This is a genomic window from Streptomyces sp. NPDC047917, assembly GCF_043204345.1.
Classification (GTDB): Bacteria; Actinomycetota; Actinomycetes; order Streptomycetales; family Streptomycetaceae; genus Streptomyces; species Streptomyces sanglieri.
Map to the genome: position 1 here is coordinate 1 of NZ_JBIDCA010000021.1, position 24,412 is coordinate 24,412.

Sequence of the window (24,412 nt, forward strand, 5' to 3'; positions counted from 1 at the left end):
GCCGTGTCCACCGTCACCGCCGGCCCCTCAAGACCCAACGAATACGCAATCCGACCCGACGCCACACTCGCCGTCGTCCCCGTCAGGAGATAGCCCTCCGATCCGGCGGCCGACTCGTAGAGCCGCGGGCCGTACTCCTGCGTCATCGCCCCGACGAACACACCCGTTCGGCTGCCCTGCAATGAACCGGGCACGATCCGGGCCCGCTCCAGGGCCTCCCAGGCGGTCTCCAGGAGCAGCCGCTGCTGGGGGTCCATGGCCTGGGCCTCGCGCGGGCTGATGCCGAAGAACTCGGCATCGAAGGTGTCGGCGTCGTACACGAACCCGCCGTGGCGGGCGTAGGTCTTGCCCGACAGGCCCCGCTCCGGGTCGTACAGATCGTTCAAGTCCCAGCCGCGGTCCTCGGGCAGTTCCCCGATCGCGTCCGTACCGGAGGTGACCAGGCGCCACAGGTCTTCGGGCGAGGCCACGCCTCCCGGGTAGCGGCACCCCATTCCGATCACGGCAAGGGGTTCGTCGGAGGAGTCGTCAAGACCGGAGAGCACGGCATCGACAGCGTGCGGGTCGGGCGCCTTCACCAGGTCCCGCACAATGTGCCGGGCCAGCACCTCGGGGGTGGGGTAGTCGTAGACGAGGGAGGAGGGCAGGGCTATGCCCAGGTCGGCGGCCAGCCGGCTGCGCAGCTCGACCGACGTCAGCGAGTTGTAGCCCAGGTCACGGAACGGCAGGGTCGGATCGACCGCCTCGGCACTCTCGTACGCGAGGATCTGCGCCGTGTGGCGGCACACCAGATCGGTGATCAGCTTCTGTCGGAGCTGGTCGCCCTTTTTGCTGGTCAGGGATCGGAGTTTCTGTGCCCACTCCCCCAGGACCGTGTCCTCCTCGTCGCCGTCCGCCTCGGTCTCGTCGTGGTCGGTGGGGCCGGGAGCCGGTCGGGCGGCCACGGCACCGGCCGGGTTGGGGGTGCCGGTGAGTTCGGGGGTGTCGATCCAGTACCGCTTGCGCTGGAAGGGATAGGTGGGCAGAGCGATGCGCCGACCGGCTCCGAGGAGCGGGGTCCAGTCGGTCTCGGTCCCGGACGCGAACACCGCCGCCAGCGCACGCGGCACCGTCCGGACCTCACCCTTGTCCCGCTGCAACACACACGCCGCCACCACGGCACTCCGGCCATCCAGAGCGTCACGGACAAGCGCGGTCAGGACGGGGTCGGGGCCCAGTTCCAGGTAGGTGGTGATGCCGTGGGTGTGGAGGGTGTCGATGCCGTCGTGGAAGCGGACGGCTGCGCGGATGTGCCGGGCCCAGTAGGCGGGGGTGGTCAGGGTGCCGGGTTCGGCCATGGCACCGGTGATGTTGGAGACCACGGCCAGGGACGGCTCACGGAAGACGACCCCGGCCAGGGCCTCCTCGAACGCGGAAGCAGCCGCGTCCATGTGGGAGGAATGGAAAGCGTGCGACACGGTCAGGCGCTTCGTGCGGGTGCCCTGCTCACGGAAGTGGTCCGCGATCTCGGTCACGGCATCCGCGTCACCCGAGATCACGACGGCGGCGGGTCCGTTGACCGCCGCCACCGACACCCGCCCCTCGTACGAGGTGAGGTGATCGGTGATCTCGTTCTCGGGCGCGGCGATCGCGGCCATCGCGCCGCCGGGACGGGCCGCCTGCATCAGCCGCCCCCTGGCCGCGACCAGGACACATGCGTCCTCCAGGGAGAACACCCCGGCCGCCCAGGCCGCCGTGATCTCACCGACCGAGTGCCCCATCACCGCGTCCGGGCGCACCCCCAGCCACGACACCAGCGCGTACAGGGCCGACTCGACCGCGAAGAGGCCGGCCTGCGTGAACACCGTCTCGTCCAGCAAACCCGCAGCCCCGTCGCCGGGACGGGTGAAGACCACGTCCCGCAACGACCCGACCGAGCCGTTGTTCAGCTCCTGGGCCAGTTCACGGTCCAGGAAGGCACAGGCCTCGTCGAACGCCGCCGCGAAGACGGGGAACGTCTCGTACAACTCACGGCCCATCCCCGCACGCTGACTGCCCTGGCCCGAGAACAGCAACGCGACACTGCCGGTCTGTGAGGCCCGGCCATGGATCACGTCCGCAGCGGGCCGGTCCTCCGCCAGGGCCCGCAGCCCCTCCAGCAGCTCCTCCCGGTTCTCCCCGAGCACCACCGCACGGTGCTCGAACACCGACCGCGCCGTCGCCAGGGAGAACCCCACATCAACCGGCTCCACCTCCGGCCGGCCCTCCACGAACCCGGCCAGGTTCCCCGCCTGCTCACGCAACGCCCCGACCGACTTGGCGGAGAGGATCCACGGAACAACCTGCGCATCCGGCACCGACTCGGAGGAACCACCACTCTCGACCTGCTCAGGCCCGGCCGTCAGCACCAGATGACAGTTCGTACCGCCCATCCCGAACGACGACACCCCCACCACCGGCGCACGGTCAACACCCTCGTGCGGCCAGTCCTCCAGCTCCGTCTGCACCCGCAGATTCAACGACTCCAGATCGATCCCCGGATTCGGAACCCGGAAATGCAGACTCGTCGGCAGCTGCCGATACCGCACCGCCAACGCCGCCTTGACCAGCCCCACAACCCCCGCGGCACCCTCCAGATGCCCCACATTCGTCTTCGCCGACCCCACCCTCAACGCACCCGAACGACCCTCCGCACGCCCCAGCACACGACCCAGCGCAACCGCCTCCACCGGATCACCCACCCGGGTACCCGTACCGTGCAACTCCACATAATCCACATCAGCGGGCGACACACCAGCCCGCTCATACGCCAGCCGCAGCGCCTCCTCCTGACCCTCCGCGCTCGGCGCGGTCAGGCCCTCACCACCCCCGTCATTCGTGACCGCGCCACCCGCGATCACACAGACCACGTCATCCCCGTCAGCGACCGCATCCACCAGCCGCTTCAGTACGACAAGACCGCCGCCCTCACCCCGCACATAACCATTCGCCCGCTCGTCGAACACATACGCCCGACCGTCCGGCGACAACCCACCGAACTTCGACACCGCCACCGACGACTCCGGCGCCAGAATCAGATTCACCCCACCCGCAAGCGCCCAGCCCACCTCACCCCGAGCCAACGCCTGACACGCCTGATGCACCGCCACCAAGGAAGACGACTGGCCCGAATCAACCACCCAGGACGGACCGCGCAACCCCAGCAGGTACGACACCCGGTTGGCGATCACGCTCCGGGCCAGGCCCGTCGAGGTGAACGCCCCGATCCCCTCCGCACCGGCGCGCCGTGACAACGTCGCGTAGTCGTCGGCCATCGCTCCTACGAACACACCCGCCGAGGAACCGGAGAGCGCCCCGGGTACCAGCCCCGCGTTCTCCAGCGCCTCCCACGCAAGCTCCAGCACCAGTCGTTGCTGCGGGTCCATCGCCGCCGCCTCACGCGGCGAGATCCCGAAGAAACGCGCGTCGAAGCCATCGACCCGCGACAGGAATCCGGCACGCCGCGCGACTGTCTTCCCAACCGCCGACTGATCCGTGTCGTGGAAGGCCGCCGCGTCCCATCGGTCGGCCGGCACCTCGCCGACCGCGTCACCGCCCGCGACCAGGAGGTCCCAGAAGGCTTCCGGGCTCTCTCCGCCCGGGAAACGGCACGCCAGGCCCACCACTGCGATCGGTTCGTTCTGCGGCATGTCAGATTCAGAAAGCACGATGCCCGGTCTCCGTTTCATCAACACGCAGAAATCACACGTTGGGTGGAGTTCCCGCGCCTACGCCCAATCCGGTCGGCCACCCTCACAAGCAGGCCTAAAGCCCTTCTTGCGGGGCTGCTGAGCCGTGTTCCGGTCACGACCGGAGGGGGGCGGATTCGCAGGTGTCGAATTCGAGGTCCAGCGGCAGGTCACGACGCCGGGATATGTGCAACTTGCGGTAGATCCTGGTGAGATGTTGTTCGACCGTGCTGGTGGAGATGAAGAGTTCGGCCGCGATCTCGCGATTCGTGTATCCGGCCGAGGCCAGCGCGGCGACCTTCCGTTCCGATTCGCTCAGCCGACCGGTCCTGTCCACACCGACCGTGCCACGCGCGGAGCCCGGCGTGCCCGGATCCTGACCCGGCAGGATCTTCTCGCACAGCGGTGCCGCCCCGCAGTCGGCGGCCAGCCCCCAGGCGCGTCGCACCACGGAGCCCGCACGCGTTCCCTCGCCCAGCGTCTGGAAGCCGCGGCCCAGGTCGGCGAGGGCGCGCGCCAGTTCCAACCGGTCTCCGCTGCCCCGGAGTTCGGCGACCGCCCGGGTCAGCAGCCGGGTCCGTTCGCGGGGCATTTCGGTGGCCGCCCTCAGGCGTAGCGCGACACCACGCAGCCGGGCGCCCGTCGCGTCGGGCAGGGCCAGTTGCTCGGTGATCAGCGCCGTGGCCTCCTGGTGTCTGCCCAGCCGCAGCAGCGCCTCGGCGGCGTCGGTGCGCCAGGGGTGCTGGCGGGGCCGGTCCAGGTCCCAGCGCCGTGCGAGGCGGCCCAGATCGAGGAATTCGCCCAGCGCCGCCTCGGCACGGTGTGTTGCCAGGAAGTACTGTCCGCGGGCGCGCAGCAGCGGCAGTGCGTGGACCGTCGCCAGGGTGCGCTCCGGTACGAGGGGTTCGAGGTGCCGTGCCGCATCGTCGTACCGGCCCATGTTGGTGAGTGCCATGACGAGGACGGCGACGGGCGCGGACCGGAAGTGGCCTCCTCGGCCGGCGACCGCCCGGATCGCCGTGGTCGCCTCCCGTTCGGCGCCCGCGAGGTCGCCGAGGCGCAGGAGTGCCTCGGCGTGCAGCGTGCCGTACATGGCCCGGAGCCCGGGGGTCCGGTGCCGGGCGGCCTGTTCCTGAAGGCGTCGGCACCATTCGGCGGCCCTGCGTGGCTGGTCGGTGTGGAGGAGTGTCCGTACGGCCTGGGCCAGGGCTTCATGGGTGCCCTGGGCGGCCGGGGCACCGTCGAGGAATCGCTCGGCGTCCTTCGCGTCGTCCTGGTGGCCGGGGTGGGTCCACAGCGCCGCGCAGGCGCTCAGGTGTGCTCCGCCGGGCGGGGTGGGGTGGCTCCCGCCCGGCGGAAGCGCGAACAGTTCCCGCAACGCGTCGGTGCCTGTCGTACGGCTCAGGGCTTCGGCGCCTTCTTCGATGCGCCCCTGGGCGACGAGGAGTCTCGCGAGATGTCCCGCGGTGGCGGCGCCGAGCCGTCCGGCACGCAGGGCCGCGAGCGGCTCCTCCAGATGTTGTTCTGCCGCCGCCGGGCTCAACCGCCAGGTGAGGGCGGCGAGTTGAAGCATGATCTCCCCGCGTGCGGGCTCGTCCGTGTCGGTCGCGCAGGACGCGTGGGCGAGTTGCAGACAGGCGGCGGCACGTTCGGGTTCGTCGACCGCCATGGCCTGCTGTGCCGCCTCGCGCAGCACGGGTACGACCCAGTCGCTGCCGGAGCCGCCGAAACTGCCGCAGCTGCCGGAGTCACCGGATTCGTCGGAGTCGCCGATGCCGCCGCAGGCCCGCAGGCTGTCGGCGATGACGGCGGCCTCGGCCCGGGACGCGTGAAGGACGCGGGCCACCCGCCGGTGCAGTTCCTCGCGTTCTGCCGGGTCCATGCCGTCCAGCACCGCCGCGGCTGTCGCGGCGTGCCGCAGCCGGTCGCCGAGGGCGAGGCCCGTGGCCCGGAGCGCGGTCAGGGTGTGGGTGGCCCCGGTGGGCGTCATGCGGAGCACGCTCGCGACGCGCTCCGGGGTCGCACTGTCCCCGAGGGCGGCGAGCGCCCGTGCCAGGCGCGGGGCGGCCGAACCGCAGCGCTCCAGGCAGGTGAGCACCGCGCGCGAGAAGGGGCCGCCCGGCTCGGGTACGTGTCCGGGTTCGGAGAGCAGGGCGCGCAGCAGCAAGGGGTTCCCGCCGCTGATGCGGTGCAGGCCGTCGGCCACGGCCCGGGCGACCGGTGCGCCGGTGTGCTCACGCACCAGTGCCGCGGTCGCGGGGCGGTCCAGGAGACCGACACGGATCCTTGTGTACGCGGGGTGTTTCAGCAGTTCGGTGTCTAGCCCCGCGTCGCGGGACGGGGCGTCGGCCGCGGTGAGTACGAGCAGCAGGCCGCCGGCGCGGGTGGTGTGGGACGTGGTGCGCACCCATGCGGTGAGCCGGCCCAGGGACGCGGCGTCCGCCTGGTCGATGTCGTCGAGGCAGACGACCACGGGGGTTCGCTCGGGGACGACGCCGACCGCGGTGGCGAGGTCCGTGGCGCAGTCCGGGTACGCGGCACGCACGGTCGCGGCTCCGTGGCGTTGTGCGGCGTCGGCGCAGTGCCGCAGCAGGGCGGACTTGCCGCAGCCCACGGCGCCCTCCACCAGCACGATGCCGGTGTCGCCGCGCATGCAGGCGGCCAGCGCGCCGTCGAGCTGTGTCCGTTCGGCGTCTCGGCTCAACAGCGTCATGAGCAGCAGGTTATGTACGTTCCGGGCGGTCGGGAGCCGGGAATCGGTGGCCACAACCTGCGGGGCAGCAAGTTCGCCCCGGGCCCGTTCCGGAGGCCCGACCCACGGGACGCGGGCAGTCCCTCAGGCGGGCAGTCCCTCAGGCGGGGAGGACGGTGCGCGGAACGGTACGGGGATGGCCCGGAGTACGCCACTCGCGGGGGTAGCCGACCGACACCTCTTCGAAGCGCACGCCGTCGTACCAGCTGGTGCGGGGGATGTGCAGATGGCCGTAGACGACCGTCCGGGCGCGGAAGCGCAGATGCCAGTCGGAGGTGCGCGCGGTGCCGCACCACTGGGCGAATTCGGGGTGGCGCAGGATCCTGGTCGGCTCGCGCACCAGCGGGAAGTGGTTGACCAGTACGGTGGGCAGCTCGGGGTCGATCTCCTGGAGCCGCCGTTCGGTGGCGATGACGCGTTCCCGGCACCACGCTTCGCGGCTCGGGTACGGATCGGAGTGCAGCAGGAATTCGTCCGAGCAGACGATGCCGCTCCGATACGCCTGGGCCAGCGACTCCTCCTTGTTCCGGGCCGTACCGGTGCGGAAGGTGTAGTCGTACAGCAGGAACAGCGGGGCGACGAGCACGGGTCCGCCGGGGCCGTGCCACACGGGGTAGGGGTCTTCCGGTGTGACGACGCCCGCGGCCCGGCAGAGCGACACCAGGTGCTGGTACCGCTCCTCGCCCCGCAGCTGCACCGGGTCGTCGGGTGGGGTCCACAGTTCGTGGTTCCCCGGTGTCCACACCACTTTGGCGAAGCGTTCGCCCAGCAGCCGCACGGCCCATTCGATGTCCGAGACCAGCTCGCCGATGTCACCGGCGATGATCAGCCAGTCCTGGTCGGTCGTGCTCCGCAGCCCTTCGACGACGAGGCGGTTCTCGGGGTATCCGACGTGCAGGTCACTGATGGCCAGCAGCTTCCCGTGCGCCACGGGTTCAGTGGGCGGCGGGCTGGGAGATCAGGGCCATGTCCTGGGCGATCGCCGCGGTGACGGCGTCCTGCTGCGGGGTCAGGAAGAAGTGTCCGCCCGGGAAGCTGCGGAAGGTGAAGGGGCCGCTGGTGAACTCCCGCCATGCCTTGGCCTGTTCCAGGCTGACGCGCGGGTCGGACTCCCCGGTGAGCACGCTCAGCGGGCAGCCGAGGGCCGGCTGCGACCCGTCCGGCCGGTAGCGGTAGGTCTCGATCGCCTTGAAGTCGGCGCGCATGGCGGGCAGCACCATCCGCAGGATCTCCTCGTCGGCGAGGACCCCCGGGTCGGTGCCCGAGAGGGTGCTCATCTCCGCGATCAGCGCCTCGTCCCCGCGGGTGTGCACATTGTCCGCGGCGTAGATGTCGGGGGCGCGCCGCCCCGAGACGATGAGACCGCTGGGCGGCCTGCCCTCGCGCTCCATCCTGCGGGCCAGTTCGAAGCCGAGGACGCCGCCCATGCTGTGGCCGAAGAGGAACAGCGGACGGTCGTGGTAGGGGGCGATCACCCGGTGGAGCCGGTCCGCCAGGGCGCTCACCGTCGTCAGTGGCGGTTCGTGCCGCCGGTCCTGGCGCCCCGGGTACTGGATCGTGAGCACGTCCGCGGTCGCCGCGAGGACCTGCGAGTAGCGGAAGAAGGAGGAGGCGGTGCCGCCCGCGTGCGGCAGGCAGACGAGCCTGATCGGCTTCTCGGGAGCCGGGTGGAAGCGCCGGATCCACAGTTCTGCTTCGGTCTCGTGGATGCTCATGTGCCGGAAAGCTAGCTCTTCCCGGTTAAGCGGGGCTTGTGCGCGCCGGGGCCGGGCGGAGTGGGCGCGGCGAGGCCCGGTGGGGCGGAGAGGGGTGGGCGCCGCCGGGATCGTCCGAGGCGGCGGTCGCGTCCGCCCCGGGAGCGGATCCGTCAGGTCTGCTTGCGGGACCTGGCCTGCGGGGAGAGATGGCGGGCGAGCACGTCCAGGGCCTCGGTGACTTCCTTGAGCCGCTCGGGATCGTCGTCGAGCGCGTCGGCCAGTGCGCCCTCGATGGAGGTCGCCCTGACCTGGGCCATCCGGTCGGAGGGGCGGGCGGACTGCCGGACCAGCAGGCGGCGGCGGTCTGCGGGGTCGGGGTTGGTGACCACGGCACCGGCTTCCTTCAGGCGGGCCACCGCGGTGGACACCTGGCTCTGCGGAAGGCCGGTGCGGGCCGCGATCTCGCCGACCGCGCTGTCGGGGTGGGTGGCCAGGTCGCTCACCACGATGAGGACCGAACGCACACCGCCGCCGTAGCGGGCAGCGCCGCCCTCCGGTTCGGGCATCGCGCCCTCCCCGATCTTCATCAAGGTTCGCCCCAGCAGGAACAGCTCTACTCCATCCATGCCGCCAGGTTACATCGCTTTCGATGCATCTTCCAGAGATACATCTCCCGAAGATGCATCTCTCAAGGATGCATCTTCGGGAGATGCAACTACTTCGATACATCTATCTTGATACATCTAACGAGATGGGTTAGCTTCGAAGCAGACGCCGGGACACCGGCCATCGACGGACGAAGGAGACGGTCGTGCTCAAGTGGCGCGGGAACCCCTGGGCAGTCCTGGTGACGCTCTCGCTCGGGTTCTTCATGACCCTGCTGGACCTGACGATCGTGAACATCGCGATCCCCGACATGATCAACGGCCTGGGCGCCTCGCTCGACCAGACCCTGTGGGTGGTCAGCGCCTACGCGCTGACGCTCTCCGTGCTGCTGATCACCGCGAGCCGGCTCGGCGACATGCGCGGCCCGCGCAACCTGTTCGCCGCGGGCCTGGTCGTCTTCACCCTGGCGAGCATCGCCTGCGGATTCGCCCCGAACGCAGCGGCCCTGATCGCCGCCCGCGGAGTACAGGGTCTGGGCGCCGCGCTCCTCGTACCGCAGACGATGACCCTGATCGTGTCCGTCTTCCCGGCTTCGCGGCGCGGCTCCGCGCTGGGCATCTGGGGCACGGTCGCGGGCCTTGCCACCCTGTCGGGGCCGACCCTCGGAGGCGTCCTGGTCTCGGCCGTGGGCTGGCGCTGGATCTTCCTGGTAAACGTACCGATCGGGATCGCCGCGCTCGTCCTCACGTTCCTGCTCGTCCCCGACATCCGCCCCGCCCGCGCCCACCGCTTCGACCTGACGGGCGTTCTCCTCGCCACCGCCACCCTGTTCTGCCTGGCATTCGGACTCCAGGAGGGCGAGCGCTACCAGTGGGGCCCGGGCATCTGGACGCTGCTCGCCGCGGGCGCGGCTCTGGCCGTCGGGTTCCTGCTGCACCAGCGCGGCCGGCAGGACCGTGAGCCGCTCGTCCCCTTCGCGCTCTTCAAGGACCGCAACTTCACCGTGATGACCGTGCTGGTCGGACTCGTCTCGATCGCCATGCTGGGACTGGTGCTGCCCTTCAACCTCTACCTCCAGTCCGTCCTGCACATGAGCGCGATGAAGGCCGGTCTGGTGCTGGCCCCGTCCTCCCTGGTGTCGATGGCACTCGGCCCGTTCGCCGGGCGCATGTCCGACCGGATCGGCGGCAAGTACCTGATGATCACCGGACTGGCCCTGTACGCGTCCGGCATCCTCGCCATCGCCCTGATCGCCGGCCCCGCGACCTCCTGGTACGCCTTCGTCCCCGCCACCCTGCTCACCGGGCTCGGCGTCGGATGCATCGTCGCCCCGATGTCCACCGAGGCCATGCGCAACATCCCGCCCCAGCTCGCCGGAGCCGCCTCCGGTGTCAACAACACCGTCCGCCAGATCGGTTCGGTCATCGGTGCGGCCGCTGTCGGCGCCCTCGTGCAGGGACAGCTCTCCGCCGGGATCTCGGCCGGCCAGACCTACTCGGCCGCTTTCCTCTCCACTCTGCACAGCACCGTGGCCCTGCCCATCTCGGTACTGATGGTCGGTCTGCTCGCCTGCCTCCTGATCCGCAACCACACCAAGTCCCGCACACCGGCCACCGATCCGGCCACAACCCCTGTCGCCTCTCCGGCCGGGGCCGGCTCCGGGACCGGCCGGGCCGTGGGCGCCACGACGGGACCGGCGGACGGGAAAACGCTTTAGACGAGCTTTAGAGCGACCGCCGATCCTGCGCGCAGCGAAGCACCCCTACTGCCAAGCCGAAGCAATGAGGACTTCCGAACAATCCGCACCTGCGCCGAAGGAGACGGCAGTCATGGAGAATCCCAACGTCATTCTCACTGGTGGTCCTACGTTCCTCATCCACGAGGAGGACCGCGTGCGCTACATCGCGAACACGAACTCCAAGGTGAAGGTACTTTCGGGCAACCGGTACGAGCACTTCGAGCCGACCGACGAGACCGTCGTCGAAGGCAACCGAGAGCTCCAGGTGTTCGCCTGGAGCGGCTGCACCTACGTCGCCGAGTAGACCGGACCAGCCGGACAGGTCGGACAGGCCGGGCGCGACCGGAACCGGTCCGCGTCGGCCGACAACACGGAACGATCCATCAGGCAGCGGCCCGGCAGCATCCCGGACCGCTGCCCTCCGCTGTCCGCACCGGCGGGAACGCAGGAACCGGGCGGGAACGCAGGAACCGGGCGGGCGGACGTCGCTCCCGGACCGCCGCTCCCGGGGGCTACGCGGCGAGTGCGCCGGGCTCGCACAGATGGGCGGCGGCCGTACGCCACGCGGTGGTCACCGCGGTCCGGGCCCGTGCCGTGCGGGCGGCGCGGTCGCCGGTCAACTCCAGTGGCGCGCCCACGTGTACATGGAGGTCCGGTCGGCGCAGTGGGGCCGTGAGCAGACCGGAGAGTTGCTTGACGGTGCTGCCCGAGGTGATCCGGCGGGCTCCGGCCTGGCCCACGGGTACGACGGGGGCGCCGGTGCGTTCGACGAGCCGGGCCAGGCCGCTGCGGAAGGTGCCGGGTGCCGCTTCCACGGCGTCCCTGCGGCGGGGCAGGCCCCCTTCGGCGTAGATCAGGACCAGCCGTCCCCGCTCCAGGGCTTCCACCGCGGCGTCCAGCGCGGCCGCGGCGCGCCGGTCTCCGCGGACGACGGGTATGTGTCCCTCGCGGACGAGCGCACGGCCGAGCACCGGTACGCGCCACAGCCCCGCGGCGGCCATGATGACCGGCTCGGCACCGAGGCGGTGCAGAGCGGCGGTCACGATCGCGGGATCGGCCAAGGACGTGTGGTTCGCGGCGACGATGCTGCCGGGCGCGAGCTCGGTGCCCGGGTCGGTGGTCACCGTGAGGCGGCCGACAGCGGGCACCAGGGCGTCGGCGATGCGGCTGAGCATGAACGGTCTCCCGGTCTCGACGATGTTGGTCCTCATCGTCGGGGGCGGGCGCCGGCCGGGTCGTGAGTCGTCGTACTCATCTTCCCGGCCGGGCGGACAACGGGCCTCTTCTTCCCGGACGCGCGGATGGCATCCCTCTTCTTCCCAGCCGGGCGGATGGCGTCCCTCATCTTCCCAGCCGGGCGGGCGGCGCCCCTCTCGGTGAGCGCCCAGATGACGAGTGCCAGGCCGCTGAATCCGGCGCCCAGCACGCACACCGCGCCCCAGCCCGCCATGGCGTACAGGGTTGTCGCGGCGAGGGCCCCGACCGCGCTGCCGATCGAGTAGAAGACCATGTAGCCGCCGATGAGCCGACTGCCCGCCTCCGGGTGCAGCGCGTGGATCAGGCTCTGGTTGGTGACGTGCACGGCCTGTACGGCGAGGTCGAGGAGGACCACTCCGGCCGCGAGGGCCCACAGTGACTGCCGGGTGAGGGCGAGGGGCAGCCACGAGAGGGTCAGCAGGGCCAGGCCGATGCCGGTGGTCCGGTTCGCGTGGCCGCGGTCGTTGAGCCGGCCCGCGACGTTCGCGGCCAGTGCTCCGGCGGCGCCGAGCAGTCCGAACGCGCCGATCGCGGTGGACGAAAGGGACATCGGGGGATCGCTGAGGACCAGGGTGACGCTGCTCCACAGGGTGCTGAACGCGGCGAAGACGAGGAGCGCGAACAGCGCGCGCAGTCGCGGCAGGCGTTCCCGCGTGAACAGGCGGACGGTGGAGGTGAGCAGGCGCCCGTATCCCGGCGTGGGCGCCGGTGTGTCGCGCCGGGGTATGACGCGGTACAGGGCGAGGGCCGCCGCGCAGGTCAGTACCGCGGAGGTGAGGTAGACCGAGCGCCAGCCCGCGAGGTCGCCGAGCAGTCCGGAGACGGTACGGGCGAGCAGGATGCCGGTGACGACGCCGCTGGTGACGGTGCCGACGACGCGGCCGCGCCGGGCGGGCTCGGTGAAGGAGGCGGCGCAGGCGACCAGGGACTGTGTCACGACCGCGAGCAGTCCCACGGAGGCCATCCCGGCGAGGAGTGCCGCGCTGCTGGTCGCGGTCGCGACGAAGAGGAGCGCGGCGGCCAGCAGGAGCAGTTGTGCCGTGATCAGGCGCCGGGGGTCGAGCCGGTCGCCGAGCGGAACGATGAGGAAGAGGCCGAGGCCGTACCCGGTCTGCGTGAGGGTGACGACGGTGCCGAGCGCCGCCGGGGCGATCGCGAACTCGTTGCCGAGGGCCACCAGGAGCGGCTGGGCGAAGTAGACGTTGGCGACCGCGGTTCCGCAGGCGACCGCGAACAGTGCGGTGGCGCCGCGGGGCAGTGCGGCGGCGGGTGTCGCCTGGTGCATGGTGGACCCTCCAGCAGTTCGGTTGCATGTTGCTACCAGTGACCGTAGAGGTGACTGGTAGCATGTTGCAACCGGCATGGAGTGGACGACCGACCGCGGAGGAGAGCGTCGTGGTGAAGCGGACCAGGTTCGACGACAGCGACTGCCCGGTCGCGCGATCGGTCGACGCGATCGGCGACTGGTGGTCGCTGCTGATCGTGCGCGACGCCTTCGACGGGAGCCGGCGCTTCGGCGAGTTCCAGCGCAGTCTCGGGGTGGCCAAGAACATCCTGAGCGCCCGGCTGCGCACCCTGGTCGCGGGCGGGATCCTCAAGTCGGTGCCGGCGCCCGACGGCGGCGCGCACAACGAGTACGAGCTGACGGCGAAGGGCCGGGAGCTCTTCCCCGTCATCGTCGCGCTGCGTCAGTGGGGCGAGGCCCGGTTCTTCGAACCCGGCGAACCCCATTCGGAACTGACCGATCGCCGCCAGGGCCTTCCCCTGCTCCCGCTGGAGGTCCGGGCGCACGACGGCCGGCCCCTCACACCGGAGGAGACGGTCGTCACCAAGCTCGACGGCACCACGACACCCCACCGCCCGCCGGGCCGGAACTCGTAGGATGGCTCACTTTGGAGGTGGGTCGTGTTCGACAGCGTTCGTACCGTGATGACGTTCGCCCTGGATCCCGAGGCCTCGGCCCGCTGGTGGGGAGAGCTGTTGGACGCTCCCGTGCAGGTGGACGTCAGCGATGCCGGGGACGTCTACGCCTGGGTGGAGACCGGCGGGGTCGAGATCGGGTTCCACCCCGTCGACGACGAGCGCAATCCACGTGGCGGCAGCCCGGTCGTGTACTGGGGAGTCGCGGACGTCGACCGGGTGCGGGAGCGGCTGCTGGCGGCCGGGTGCGCGCATCACCGGGGTCCGCTGGTGGTCGGGCCGGGGCGGCGGATCGCCCAGGTGCGTGATCCGTTCGGGACCGTCGTCGGCATCGAGGGGCCGTAGGAGCGTCGGCACGTGTCACTCCGGATCGTTCCGGATGCCTCGTCCGGCGCTCCCGCCCTTACCTTTTCGACGGCGCCCGCCAGAACGACCAGCCCGGAGCCCGGGGAGCAGCGATGCCGACGACCGTCACGACCCGCCGGCCGACCGCCGCCGCGCTGGGACGGCAGGAGCGCAAGGTGCTGCACGCGGTGGGCTGCGGACTGCGGGACGACGAGATCGCTGCCGCCCTCGCCGTCTCCGAGGACGTCGTGGCCGGGCACCTGGCGCGGATCCTCGTGAAACTCGGACTGCGCGACCGGGCCGCCGCCGTCGTCCATGCCTTCGACTGCGGCCTGGTCGTGCCCGGTTGCGGTCCCCGTCCGCAGGCGGCGGGCCCGGTGGTGCGGTCGGCGGGCGGGCCGAGGGTGGAGATCTCCGTACTCGGGCCGCTGGAGGTGCGGCTGGGCGGGCGGGCCCTGGATCCGGGGCATCTGCGCCAGCAGGCCGTGCTGGCGGCACTGGCGCTGTGCACGGGTCGGACGGTCAGTCAGCAGGAGCTGCTCGACGGGGTGTGGGGGATGGAGCCGCCGGTCACGAACGTGGTGCCGGTGTACATCTACCGGCTGCGCAAGACGCTGCGCCCCGGGGGCGGCCCGGAGTCGGTGATCGAGCACGACCGGTGCGGCTACCGGCTGTCCGCCGGCGGGGTCGAGGTGGACCTGGCGCGCATGGAGGAGCTGGTCGCCGATGCCTCGGCGGCCGATCGGGCGGGCGAGACGGCGGAGGCGGTCCGGCTGTGCACCCGGGCGCTGGGGCTGTTCCGCGGGGAGCTGCTGGCCGGTCTGCCCGGTCCGTTCGCCGAGCTGGAGCGGCTGCGGCTCACCGAGCGCAGGATCGCCGTCGTGCAGCGGAAGTCGGAGTGGCAGTTGCGGCTGGGCCGGCACTGCGAAGCGATCGCCGAGCTGTCCGCCTGCTCCGCGGCGCATCCCTTGAACGAGTCGGTGGCGGCGATGCTGATGCGTGCGCTCTACCGCGGTGGCCGGCAGGCCGACGCGTTGACCGTATTCGATCGTGCCCGCCGCCGGCTGGCCGATGACCTGGGGGTTCGTCCCGGCCGGATGCTGCGGCGGACGTGCCAGATGATTCTGCGCGGGGACGAGGCCGGGCTCAGAGGTATCACGCCGTGATAGCCCGGGGGTTGGTGGGAGATCACCATCTGTCGGTGGCCGGTCGTCCCCCGGCCACCGGCAGATGGTGAAACGCGTCGATGGTGACGGTTACGCGGGGTACCAGGCGCCGTTGTACCACTGCTCGTTGGCGCCGTCGTCGTGGTGGTCCATGTTGAAGTCTTCGGGGTAGTTGTTGACGTGGTTGGCCGGGTACGTCCAGATGCCGGCGGACTCGTCGCAGACGTAGTCCCAGTGGCAGATGGTCTTGACCGGCACGTTGCCGAAGAACTTGTCGGCACCGGCGAGCGGTGCGCCGACGATCCCGCCGAACGGCACGGATCCGCCGTTGGCGCCGGGGTTGCCCTGGCGCTTGGGGTCCGCGATGAGGATGGCGTTGACGTTGTCGAAGGTCTGCCAGTTCTCGGTGACCCAGACGTGCACCACCGCGGCGCCCAGGGAATATCCGGCCATCTTGACGTGCTGGCCGGGGCAGGCCGCCCGCTGGTCGCGGACCAGCCGGTTCAGCTCGTTGACGCCCGCACGGGCGCTCGCGCCGTTGGGGATCGTGGTGGGGTACCCGACGTGCTGCTGGATGTTGCCGTAGAAGCCGTCGTTGTTCCAGGAGCTGCCGGTGCCCCCGACGACGATCGTGTAGGTGCCGTCGCACGGCGCCGCCGCCTGTGCCGTGGTCCCCTGTGCCACCGAAAGCCCGGCGGTCAGCAGCAGACCGGCTGCCGCGGCCGCGATCCTTCTTGTTCGCATTCCGTTCTCCCCATGTGGTTGGCCGGCGCGGCCGCGTTCCGGTGCGGTACGCGGTCGGCGCGGGTCATCGAAGACTGTGGCAGCGGTCGATGACATCGCGATGAAACCCGGCTCCGGCGGGCCGTATCGGCGGGCGGTATCGGCGTCCGGCCGTCGGCGATAACCCATGGATAAGGGCGCCGCCTAACTTCGGAGTTCATGCAGGAGGCTCAGACCTGAAAGGGGTTTGCCGCATGGACTTCCGGATTCTCGGGCCGGTGGAGGCCCGGCGTGACGGGGACTGGATCGCGTTGTCCGGTTCCAAGGTGCATACGGTCCTTGCCGCGATGCTGCTCGCACACGGGCGGGTCGTCTCGGACTCCAGACTCGGCGCGCTGCTGTGGGGGTGGGATCCACCGGTCACAGCGAGCGCGCAGATCTATACGTACATGTCGCGGCTGCGCAAGCTGCTCGGTGACGAGGTCGAGATCGTGCGGCGGCAGCCCGGTTACGTGCTGCGGGCGCCCGGGGCCCGGATCGACGTCGTCGAGTTCGAGCGGCTCGACCGGCTCGGCCGTGAGGCGCTGCGCGAGCGGCGTTTCGCCGACGCGCAGGCACTGCTGACCGAGGCGCTCGGGTGGTGGCGCGGTCCGGCCCTGTCGAACGTGACCGAGTTCCTTCTGGAGGCGGAGCTGCCGCAGCTGGAGGAGGCGCGGATGCTGGCGCTGGAGAACCGCATAGAGGCGGATCTCGCGCTGGGCATGCACGAGCAGGTGACGGCCGAGCTGACGGGCCTGGTCGCCGAACACCCCGTACGCGAGCGGCTGCGCGCCCAGCTGATGACCGCGCTGTACCGGTGCGGGAGGCAGGCCGACGCCCTCCAGACGTACTACGAGGGGCGCAAGGTGCTCGTCGATCAGCTGGGCGTGGACCCGGGCGAGGCGCTCGGGGCGACGTACCAGGCCGTGCTGGGCGGGGAGTTGGGGTTGCGAGGTGCAGGGGCAGCGCGGGGGCGGTCCGATGTACCCACCATGCTTCCGGCCGCGGAGGACGGGTTCGTCGGCCGGTCCGCGGAACTCTCGCTGCTGACCGCGCGGTTGGCGGCCGGCACGAACCGGCCCCGGCGGCTGCTGGTCACCGGGATGGCCGGGGTGGGCAAGACCGCGCTCGCCGTGCGCGCCGCCGAGGAGAGCGCCGGGCACTTCCCCGACGGCCAGCTCTTCGCCGAACTGTGCGATCAGGACGGCACGCCCAAGGACGCCGGCGAGGTGCTGGTGCGGTTGCTGCGGGCGCTGGGCGAGCCCGGTCTCGACGGTGGTTCCCCGCGCGCCGCCGACCGCGACGAGCTGGTCCGGCTCTACCGGGCGCGGACCTCCGGCAAGCGGCTTCTCGTCGTCCTCGACGACGCGGTCGGCGACCTCCAGGTGGCGCCGCTGCTGCCGGCGAGCCCGCAGGCGGCCGTGCTGATCACCAGCCGGGCCCGGCTGGCCCGGGTGACCGGGGCGGACACCGTGGCCCTCACCCCGCTGGACGACGACGAGTCCCTGGCAATGCTGGCGGCCGCGGCCGGTGCGGAGCGGCTGAGGGACGACCCGGATTCCGCCGACGACCTGGTCGCGTACTGCGGGGGGCTGCCGCTGGCGCTCGCCGTGGTGGGGGCCCGGCTCGCGGCGCGGCCGTCGTGGCCGGCCCGCCGGTTCGCGGCCCGGCTCGCGGATCCGGCGGAGCGGCTCGCCGAGCTGTCGTTCGGTGATCTGGATGTGCGCGGGGCGCTGCTGCCGTCGGTGCGGCGGATGGCCGACGGGGGCCCGTCGGCGCTCAGGGCGCTGTCCGGTGCCGGTACGGAGCCGTTCTCGGCCCGGGACGCCTCGGTGCGTCTCGCGATGTCGGAGGACGAGGCCGAGCGGGTGCTGGAGTCGCTGGTGGACACCGCGCTGCTCGATCTCTCGGGCCTCGATCCGCAGGGGCTGCCGCTGTACCGGTGCCATGAACTGGTCCTGCTGTACGCGGCGTCGCTGGACGCGGCATCGTTCGACGCGGCGGACCCGGCCGCCACCGCGCACGACAGCGCCACCGCGGTCGGGTGACCGCGGTGGCCTGGGAGTCGCCGTCGTCCGTGCCGTCACCACGTTCCGCGGGTCCAGGAGTACGTCGGGATCTCGGGGACGAGCGCGGGGGCGATGGTCTCGCGGACCACGGTCCACGCGTCGGCGACGACACGCTCGCGGGGCGGCCGGGCCGCGGCGCCGAAGGCGGTCGCGGTGACCGCCCACATCGCGGCGACCGCGGCGACGGCCCGGACCTCGGCGGACGGCTTGGCCGGTACGGCGCGGCCCCTGCCGACGTCGATCCGGAAGCCGAGCTCGGCCGCCTGACCGGCCCGCACGTCGTGGGCGACCGGTCCGACGGGCCGGCCGAACACGGCGGCGGACAGCGGGTGTTCGTAGGCGGTGCGGACCCAGACGGAGACCCGGACGCGCTCGCGCTCCTCCCAGCCGCCGCGGGCGGCGGGCCCGGGGTCCGCCTGCTCGACGGCGGCGGCGAGCTCGGCGAAGTAGCCGGTCAGTTCGGTGTCGTCGAGCTGCCCGGTGATGCCGGTCCGGGGAGCCGGGGCGGTCGGGGCCATCGGGGCGGTCTCCAGTGGCTGCGTCGTCATGACGGTCGGTCTCCTTCGGTGTCGGGTGCGTCGGCCGCCTCGGGCGGGCCGAGTACGGAGTGGATGTGAACGGGTCCGGGCGGGGCCCCGCCGGGCGGGCGGGCGATGGCGGCGGCGACCCGGTCGTTGAGCCGCAGGTCCTGGACCGACCAGACGGTGGTGCGGCCGGAGTGCGTGTGCAGTACGCGGACCGGGCCGTGCCGGGCCGGCCAGGTCTCCAGCCGGTTCAGCGCGGTGCCCACCAGCCCCAGCCCGACCGCCTTCACCACGGCTTCCTTGCGCGTCCAGACACGGTGGAACCCCGCGTCGCGTACCGGCCCGGGCGGCAACGACACCAGATGGGCGCGTTCGTTGTCGGTCAGCACCGAGTCGTACAGCGAGGCCTGGCGCATGGGCCGGACGGCTTCGACGTCGACCCCGATGGCGGGTCCGTCACCGAGCGCGAAGACCCCGCAGCCCGCGGTGCGGGAGAGGCTGATCGCCCAGGGCACCTCGGGGCGCTCGATCAGCGGCGGGCCGTGCCCGAAGTCCCCGCAGCCGGGGCACTGCCGACGCCCCAGCTCGATGGACTGCGGTGCCACCAGCAGTAGTTCGGACAGGGCGCGGCGCGCCCCGGCCCTGGTGTGTACGAAGGCGGCCACGTCCCGCTCGGCCAGCAGGGTGAGCGCGCGGTGGAACTCGTCGGTGCCGAGCAGCGCGAGGTCGTCGGGGACGACCCGCTGCGGTGGCTGCCACCACCAGACGTGGGCCGCACCGGCAAGATCCGGTGCCCCGGGCGCTGCCCGGGAAGGCTGCTGCGTCCCGGTGCTCTTCGGTGTTCCGGATACGAACGCCATGGACTGCCCCCATTCCTTGTTCCTCGACGGTCCTTGTCGACCTCTCGTGGTTTCCCGTGGCCTCCGGTCCTCCGCACGGACTGCCGTGCGGACAGAAATGCCACGGTGCGATCGTCCGCCCGGCGGCTACGGGCCGTCTATATGTGCCTGGGTGCGAATTCCCCGTAGGGTCGCGATAGCACTTGCCCGGAGACTCGGACGGTAATTTCCGACCGACCCGAGGATGTCCACATGTCCGAGACCCATACGCTTTCCCTGCCGCTTTCGGCAGCAGCGGCCGGCACCGTCGTGGAATTGACGGAGGCCGAGCAGAACGCACTCGTCGCCGTCGCCGAGCAGTTGACCCCGAAGGGGGTCGCGGACGGCAGGATCGACGATCTCCGCTGGCTGGACGCCGCACGTGACGCCTCCGTGCAGCTTCCGCGCAGGCTGCTCTCGGCGCTGCGCGCGTTCCGTCACGACGCGGGCCCCGACGGGGTCCTGCTGCTGCGCAATCTGCCGGTGGTGGCGGACGACCCGCTGCTTCCCACGCCGGCCGTGAAGGGGTCGGTGGAGCGTGTTCCCACGGTCGCCGCTTCGGTCGTCACCACCGCGATGCTGAATCTCGGGGAGGTCATAGCATTCCGTAACGAAAAGTCCGGTGCACTGGTTCAGAATGTCGTTCCGGTTCCGGGGAGCGAGGCATCGCAGAGCAATGCGGGATCTGTTCTTCTGGAACTCCACATCGAAAACGCATTCCATGACAACCGTCCGGATTTCGTGGGTCTGCTCTGTGTGCGGGAGGACCCGACGGGCGATGCGAAGCTGTGCACGTCGTCCATCCGCCGGGCGCTTCCGCTGCTTTCGGAGAAGGCGCGGACGGTGCTCGGCGAGCCGCGGTTCCTGACCGAGCCGCCGCCGTCCTTCGGCGCCCTGGACAGCGTGACGCCCGCCCACGCGGTGCTGAACGGCGACCCGGAGGACCCCAATGTGCTGGTGGACTTCTCCGCCACGCATCCGCTGGACGACGAGGCCCGGCAGGCCATGGCGGAGCTGCGGAGCGCGTTCATGGAGACGATGTCGGCGCTGTCGCTGCGCGTCGGCGACCTGGCGGTCGTCGACAACCGCCTCGCGGTGCACGGCCGCACGTCGTTCACCCCGTCCTACGACGGTGCGGACCGCTGGCTGCACCGGGTGTACGCGCATCTGGACCACCGGCGCAGCCGGGTGGACCGGGCGGGCGACGGCGCGGTCCTGGGCTGAGCGGGGCCACGCACGCGACGTCCGTATCAGCCAGGCAGGCCGAGGGGCCGGCCCCCGCACAGGGGGGCCGGCCCCTCGGCCGTTCGCAGGCACCGCAGTCACCGCAGGCGGGCAGCGATCAGGGGTGTACGGGAGCGGAACTCCCGTACACCCCTGGGGTGTTGACGTGGTGCGTCCGGCTACTGGCGGGCGCTGATGACGTCCGCCGGGCGTCCGCCGAGTGCGACGCGGCCGGGGACCAGCGTCGCCACCGCGGTGAGCACCGCGGCGAAGCCGAGTACGCCGAGGAACATCGGCAGGTCGACGGACGGCTGGGCGGCGCCCGTCATCCCGACGCTGAAGGCGGTGAGCACCGCGAGCGAGATGGCCGTGCCGAGCACCGCGGCGACCAGGACGATCAGGGCGGACTCGATCCTGAGCATCGACATCACCTGGCGGCGGGTCGTGCCGACGAGCCGCAGCAGGGCGAACTCGCGGGTTCGGTCCGAGACCGACATGGCCAGGGTGTTGACCACGGCGATCGCGGTGAACGCGATGATCAGGCCCATCGCGAGGTAGTTGACCTCGGCGTTGGACTGCTGGACGTCGGCCTGGACGTCGTCGACCTGGGTGCGGTCGAGGACGCCGATGCCCGGGAAGCGCTTGAGTGCTCCGGTCAGCTGCTCGCGGCCCGCCTTGCCGTCGCCGGCCGTCTTGACGAGTACGGAGGAGGCGAGCGGGTTGTCGACGTGCTGGGCGACCAGGTCGTGCGACATGGTCAGGTCACCGAAGCCGAGGCCCCGTTCGTAGACGGCGGCGACCTTCAGCTGGACCACGGTGGCGTCGCCGAGCGTCACCTTGAGCGTGTCGCCGGGCTTCTTGCCGAGGTGGTCGGCGGAGACGTCGCTCATCGCGATGCTCTTGTCCCCGAAGCCCTTGAGGCTGCCCTTGGAGACGTCCGGGTCCCAGTTCGTGGTGAGGCCCTGCGCGGAGATGCCCTGCGCCGGGTACTTGTCGAGGCCGACGCGGACCTGGGTCCGGACGATCTCGGTGACCTCGGTGACACCGGGTACGGCGCGCAGCGCCTGCGTGGCCTCGGCGGGGACGCCGGGGCCGTTCGAGGCGACCACCCAGTCGGCCTTGTTGCCCGCCTTGGCCTGGGCCGAGGCGGCGTCGCCCATGGTGGTCTGCACGAACAGGACGGTGCAGGCCATGCCGATGAGCAGGACCAGCGGGGTGACGGCCGCGGCCATCCGCTTGGCGTTGGCGCGGGCGTTGGCGGTCGCGAGGTGGCCGCCGACGCGGGAGAACTTCAGCGGGATCCCGAGGATCGCGACGGCGATCCGGGCGATGACCGGGCCGAGCAGCGAGACCGCGACGGCGAGGACCACGACGGACAGGAACGTGACGGGCTGCGAGGCGGGTTCGGTGCGCAGGAAGCCCAGCAGGACGACCACACCGATGCCGAGGGCCAGGACGAGCATCCCCACGCCGAGCCGGCCCCATGCGAAGTGGCGCTGTTCCATGGATGCCTCGGACAGCGCCTCGGCCGGGCGGATGCGGGCGGTGCGGCGGGCGGAGATGCGGGCCGCGACCCACGCCCCGAGCAGGGCGGCGCCGACGGCCGCGGCGAACGGCACGAAGCTGAAGGTGAGTTCGAGGGTGTCGGGGATGGCCTTGAAGTCGATGAACTTGCTGTGCAGCCAGTACGCGATGGGCAGGCCCGCGACCGAGCCGAGGCCGCCCGCGAGGCCGCCGATGATCAGGGCCTCGCGGCCGATCAGCTGGCGGACCTGCTTGGGGGTCGCGGCGATGGCGCGGAGCAGGGCGAGCTCGCGGTAGCGCTGCTGGATGGAGAGCGCGAAGGTGCCGACGACGACGAGGATCGCGACGAGCAGTGACGTACCGCCCATCGCGCCGCCCATGGAGACGAGCTTGACCCGGGCCTTGCCGGCGTCGAGGAACTCGATGGGTCCGCGCTCCCCGCCGGTGGCGACGGCGTACTTGCGGCCGTCGCCGGCGAGGGCCTTCTCGGCCTGGTCGGCGAGCTCGTCCGCGGAGACGCCGGCCTTGGGCATCAGGCCGACGGTGGTGACCTGGCCGGGCCGTCCGGAGAGGTTGCGGGCGGTCTCGTCGGAGAAGAACAGCGAGGTCTGCTGGTGCAGGTCGCCGTCCTTCGCCGCGGCGATGCCGCTGACCTTGTACGTCATGGGGGCGCCGGTCGACTGGACGACGAGGCTGCTGCCGGTCTTGAGGCCGGTGCGGTCCGCGAGTTCCCGGTCGAGGACGACCTCGGTGGCACCCGTGGGTGCCTTGCCGTCGGTCAGTTCGAACGGGGTCAGTGCGGCGGAGGACCAGGCGTGGCCGTAGGACGGCTTGCCGTCGATGCCCGGCACGATCCGGCCCTGGGGGCCGACCGCGTACGCCGGGAAGTTCGTCTCGGGCACCGCCTTGCGGACGCCGGGTAAGGCGGCGAGTTTCGCGGTGGTGCCCTCGGGCAGCCAGACCCGCTCGGCCAGTGGCTTCGCCTTGTGCTTCTCCTTGACCTTGCCCTTCTTCTTCTTGATGGTCGTCTGGTGGACGTTCTGGTCGGCGCCGACGATGACCGGGGCGGCGGCGTAGCGCTCGGTGGCGATGGTGCCGCGCAGTCCGGTCTCCAGGAGGATGCCGCAGGCGGTGACGAGTGCGGCGGCGCAGAACAGGGCGAGGAAGGCGCCGATGAAGCCGCCCTTCCTGGCCTTGAGGGTCTGCAGTGCATAGCGCAGCATCAGGCCCACGCTCCCAGGTGTGTCATGCGCTCGGCGACGAGGTCGGCGGTCGGGGATTCCATCTGTCCGGCGATCTTGCCGTCGGCCAGGAAGAGGACGGTGTCGGCGTACGAGGCGGCGACCGGGTCGTGGGTGACCATGACGACGGTCTGGCCGGTCTCGTCCACGCAGGAGCGCAGCAGGGAGAGGATCTCCTTGGCGGTCACGGTGTCGAGGGCGCCGGTCGGCTCGTCGCCGAAGATGACGTCGGGCCGGGTGATGAGGGCGCGGGCGATGGCGACGCGCTGCTGCTGGCCGCCGGAGAGTTCGGCGGGCCGGTGGGCGGCCCGGCCGCCGAGTCCGACGCGGCCGAGGATCTCGTCGAGCCAGTTCTTGTCGAGGCTCTCACCGGCGAGGCGCATGGGCAGCTCGACGTTCTGACGCACCGACAGGGACGGGATGAGGTTGAACGCCTGGAAGACGAAGCCGATGCGCTGGCGGCGCAGCTTCGTCAGCTGGGTCTCGTTCATGTCGTTGAGCTGGGTGTCCCCGATGTAGGACTGACCGGTGGTCGGCTTGTCGAGGCCGGCCGCGCAGTGCAGGAACGTCGACTTGCCGGAGCCGGACGGGCCCATCACCGCGGTGAAGGAGCCGCGCTCGATCCCCACGGAGACCCCGTCCAGGGCACGCACGCCACGGCCGTTCTTGCCGTACACCTTTGTCACGTCGGCCAGACGCAGGGCGTGCCCCCGGTTGACCGTGTTGTAGCCGTTGTCGAGGGAAGGGCGGCTCGTCTCGGTCACCATGTTGCGACCTGTCCTCTCCATAGTGCGGTTCCGGGTCTCAAGGGGATGATTTTCGAGCGTATATGGCATCGGATCGAGCGTGGCCCGTACTTCTATATTCGATCTACTTCGTGTCTTTTCGGTGCAGTTGGCCGGCCGGTCGCCGTCGTGGTGGTTCTGCGGTGTCGGTGTGAGTGTGTTGTGTTCGGTGACGGCCACCGGGACTCCGGGGAGTGGGGGTGCCCGGGGTCCGGGC

The 24,412-nt window shown here is 71.3% G+C and carries 19 protein-coding genes; 7 read left to right on the forward strand and 12 right to left on the reverse strand.

From position 1 onward, the window contains the following. The 5 genes from ACGF8B_RS38360 to ACGF8B_RS38380 all read right to left on the reverse strand — a co-directional run. A partial coding sequence (locus ACGF8B_RS38360; RefSeq protein WP_392747158.1) for a type I polyketide synthase occupies positions 1-3,686 on the reverse strand: 3,686 nt, incomplete at its 3' end. Positions 3,687-3,822: 136 nt separating this feature from the next. Next, positions 3,823-6,420, reverse strand: coding sequence for a LuxR C-terminal-related transcriptional regulator (locus ACGF8B_RS38365; RefSeq protein ID WP_392747160.1), 2,598 nt, complete (start codon positions 6,418-6,420; stop codon positions 3,823-3,825). A gap of 139 nt (positions 6,421-6,559) precedes the next feature. Next, positions 6,560-7,372: a metallophosphoesterase family protein gene (locus ACGF8B_RS38370; protein WP_392747344.1), complete on the reverse strand. Its 813-nt coding sequence runs from the start codon at positions 7,370-7,372 to the stop codon at positions 6,560-6,562. Positions 7,373-7,394: 22 nt separating this feature from the next. Then, complete coding sequence (locus tag ACGF8B_RS38375) at positions 7,395-8,174, reverse strand: thioesterase II family protein (protein ID WP_392747161.1); 780 nt, start codon at positions 8,172-8,174, stop codon at positions 7,395-7,397. A gap of 152 nt (positions 8,175-8,326) precedes the next feature. After that, on the reverse strand, positions 8,327-8,782 hold the full coding sequence (locus ACGF8B_RS38380) for a MarR family transcriptional regulator (RefSeq protein ID WP_392747163.1): 456 nt from the start codon (positions 8,780-8,782) through the stop codon (positions 8,327-8,329). A 185-nt stretch (positions 8,783-8,967) separates the two neighbouring features. On the opposite strand from ACGF8B_RS38380, the gene ACGF8B_RS38385 reads away from it, so the two are divergent. Continuing rightward, on the forward strand, positions 8,968-10,479 hold the full coding sequence (locus ACGF8B_RS38385; RefSeq protein WP_392747164.1) for a DHA2 family efflux MFS transporter permease subunit: 1,512 nt from the start codon (positions 8,968-8,970) through the stop codon (positions 10,477-10,479). Between the two features lie 112 nt (positions 10,480-10,591). Next, on the forward strand, positions 10,592-10,804 hold the full coding sequence (locus tag ACGF8B_RS38390) for a DUF5988 family protein (protein WP_259933495.1): 213 nt from the start codon (positions 10,592-10,594) through the stop codon (positions 10,802-10,804). A 208-nt stretch (positions 10,805-11,012) separates the two neighbouring features. On the opposite strand, the gene ACGF8B_RS38395 is transcribed toward ACGF8B_RS38390, so the two are convergent. Together ACGF8B_RS38395 and ACGF8B_RS38400 are read right to left on the reverse strand one after the other, a co-directional pair. Continuing rightward, positions 11,013-11,675 carry a lysophospholipid acyltransferase family protein gene (locus ACGF8B_RS38395; protein WP_392747165.1) on the reverse strand — a complete coding sequence of 221 codons (663 nt, stop codon included), beginning with the start codon at positions 11,673-11,675 and terminating at the stop codon, positions 11,013-11,015. Positions 11,676-11,707: 32 nt separating this feature from the next. Then, the gene (locus tag ACGF8B_RS38400; RefSeq protein ID WP_392747166.1) at positions 11,708-13,042 is read right to left on the reverse strand and encodes an MFS transporter; all 1,335 of its coding nucleotides are present in this window, start codon (positions 13,040-13,042) and stop codon (positions 11,708-11,710) included. 110 nt (positions 13,043-13,152) lie between these two features. Between ACGF8B_RS38400 and ACGF8B_RS38405 the strand changes: the two genes are divergently transcribed. From ACGF8B_RS38405 to ACGF8B_RS38415, 3 genes are all read left to right on the forward strand, one after another. Then, positions 13,153-13,638 carry a winged helix-turn-helix transcriptional regulator gene (locus ACGF8B_RS38405; RefSeq protein ID WP_392747167.1) on the forward strand — a complete coding sequence of 162 codons (486 nt, stop codon included), beginning with the start codon at positions 13,153-13,155 and terminating at the stop codon, positions 13,636-13,638. Between the two features lie 24 nt (positions 13,639-13,662). Next, positions 13,663-14,022: a VOC family protein gene (locus ACGF8B_RS38410; RefSeq protein ID WP_392747168.1), complete on the forward strand. Its 360-nt coding sequence runs from the start codon at positions 13,663-13,665 to the stop codon at positions 14,020-14,022. A gap of 113 nt (positions 14,023-14,135) precedes the next feature. Continuing rightward, positions 14,136-15,188, forward strand: a complete 1,053-nt coding sequence (locus ACGF8B_RS38415; RefSeq protein ID WP_392747169.1) for a BTAD domain-containing putative transcriptional regulator — start codon at positions 14,136-14,138, stop codon at positions 15,186-15,188. Between the two features lie 90 nt (positions 15,189-15,278). Here the strand turns inward: ACGF8B_RS38415 and ACGF8B_RS38420 are convergent, their stop codons facing one another. After that, the gene (locus ACGF8B_RS38420) at positions 15,279-15,932 is read right to left on the reverse strand and encodes a cutinase family protein (protein ID WP_392747171.1); all 654 of its coding nucleotides are present in this window, start codon (positions 15,930-15,932) and stop codon (positions 15,279-15,281) included. A gap of 233 nt (positions 15,933-16,165) precedes the next feature. On the opposite strand from ACGF8B_RS38420, the gene ACGF8B_RS38425 reads away from it, so the two are divergent. Beyond that, on the forward strand, positions 16,166-17,998 hold the full coding sequence (locus tag ACGF8B_RS38425) for a BTAD domain-containing putative transcriptional regulator (protein ID WP_392747172.1): 1,833 nt from the start codon (positions 16,166-16,168) through the stop codon (positions 17,996-17,998). 35 nt (positions 17,999-18,033) lie between these two features. Here the strand turns inward: ACGF8B_RS38425 and ACGF8B_RS38430 are convergent, their stop codons facing one another. Beyond that, the gene (locus ACGF8B_RS38430) at positions 18,034-18,567 is read right to left on the reverse strand and encodes a hypothetical protein (protein ID WP_392747174.1); all 534 of its coding nucleotides are present in this window, start codon (positions 18,565-18,567) and stop codon (positions 18,034-18,036) included. Next, entirely contained in the window at positions 18,564-19,403 is an 840-nt protein-coding gene (locus ACGF8B_RS38435) for a 4'-phosphopantetheinyl transferase family protein (RefSeq protein WP_392747175.1), read from the reverse strand. The genes ACGF8B_RS38430 and ACGF8B_RS38435 overlap by 4 nt, the downstream gene beginning before the upstream one ends. Positions 19,404-19,634: 231 nt before the next feature. On the opposite strand from ACGF8B_RS38435, the gene ACGF8B_RS38440 reads away from it, so the two are divergent. Then, positions 19,635-20,645, forward strand: coding sequence for a TauD/TfdA family dioxygenase (locus ACGF8B_RS38440; RefSeq protein ID WP_392747177.1), 1,011 nt, complete (start codon positions 19,635-19,637; stop codon positions 20,643-20,645). A 179-nt stretch (positions 20,646-20,824) separates the two neighbouring features. On the opposite strand, the gene ACGF8B_RS38445 is transcribed toward ACGF8B_RS38440, so the two are convergent. Together ACGF8B_RS38445 and ACGF8B_RS38450 are read right to left on the reverse strand one after the other, a co-directional pair. Further along, positions 20,825-23,392 carry an FtsX-like permease family protein gene (locus ACGF8B_RS38445; RefSeq protein WP_392747179.1) on the reverse strand — a complete coding sequence of 856 codons (2,568 nt, stop codon included), beginning with the start codon at positions 23,390-23,392 and terminating at the stop codon, positions 20,825-20,827. Beyond that, positions 23,392-24,177 (reverse strand): ABC transporter ATP-binding protein, encoded by a 786-nt coding sequence (locus tag ACGF8B_RS38450; RefSeq protein WP_392747181.1) that lies wholly within the window; start codon positions 24,175-24,177, stop codon positions 23,392-23,394. Before ACGF8B_RS38450 ends, ACGF8B_RS38445 begins: the two co-directional genes overlap by 1 nt. Positions 24,178-24,412: the final 235 nt, after the last annotated feature.

What these genes read in the sequence shown, in the direction of transcription:
- ACGF8B_RS38365 (WP_392747160.1), bottom strand. Translation starts at nt 6,420, where the DNA reads ATGACGCTGTTGAGCCGAGACGCCGAACGGACACAGCTCGACGGCGCG.
- ACGF8B_RS38375 (WP_392747161.1), bottom strand. Translation starts at nt 8,174, where the DNA reads ATGAGCATCCACGAGACCGAAGCAGAACTGTGGATCCGGCGCTTCCAC.
- ACGF8B_RS38380 (WP_392747163.1), bottom strand. Translation starts at nt 8,782, where the DNA reads ATGGATGGAGTAGAGCTGTTCCTGCTGGGGCGAACCTTGATGAAGATC.
- ACGF8B_RS38390 (WP_259933495.1), top strand. Translation starts at nt 10,592, where the DNA reads ATGGAGAATCCCAACGTCATTCTCACTGGTGGTCCTACGTTCCTCATC.
- ACGF8B_RS38395 (WP_392747165.1), bottom strand. Translation starts at nt 11,675, where the DNA reads ATGCTCAGCCGCATCGCCGACGCCCTGGTGCCCGCTGTCGGCCGCCTC.
- ACGF8B_RS38400 (WP_392747166.1), bottom strand. Translation starts at nt 13,042, where the DNA reads ATGCACCAGGCGACACCCGCCGCCGCACTGCCCCGCGGCGCCACCGCA.
- ACGF8B_RS38415 (WP_392747169.1), top strand. Translation starts at nt 14,136, where the DNA reads ATGCCGACGACCGTCACGACCCGCCGGCCGACCGCCGCCGCGCTGGGA.
- ACGF8B_RS38420 (WP_392747171.1), bottom strand. Translation starts at nt 15,932, where the DNA reads ATGCGAACAAGAAGGATCGCGGCCGCGGCAGCCGGTCTGCTGCTGACC.
- ACGF8B_RS38425 (WP_392747172.1), top strand. Translation starts at nt 16,166, where the DNA reads ATGGACTTCCGGATTCTCGGGCCGGTGGAGGCCCGGCGTGACGGGGAC.
- ACGF8B_RS38430 (WP_392747174.1), bottom strand. Translation starts at nt 18,567, where the DNA reads ATGACGACGCAGCCACTGGAGACCGCCCCGATGGCCCCGACCGCCCCG.
- ACGF8B_RS38435 (WP_392747175.1), bottom strand. Translation starts at nt 19,403, where the DNA reads ATGGCGTTCGTATCCGGAACACCGAAGAGCACCGGGACGCAGCAGCCT.
- ACGF8B_RS38440 (WP_392747177.1), top strand. Translation starts at nt 19,635, where the DNA reads ATGTCCGAGACCCATACGCTTTCCCTGCCGCTTTCGGCAGCAGCGGCC.
- ACGF8B_RS38445 (WP_392747179.1), bottom strand. Translation starts at nt 23,392, where the DNA reads ATGCTGCGCTATGCACTGCAGACCCTCAAGGCCAGGAAGGGCGGCTTC.
- ACGF8B_RS38450 (WP_392747181.1), bottom strand. Translation starts at nt 24,177, where the DNA reads ATGGTGACCGAGACGAGCCGCCCTTCCCTCGACAACGGCTACAACACG.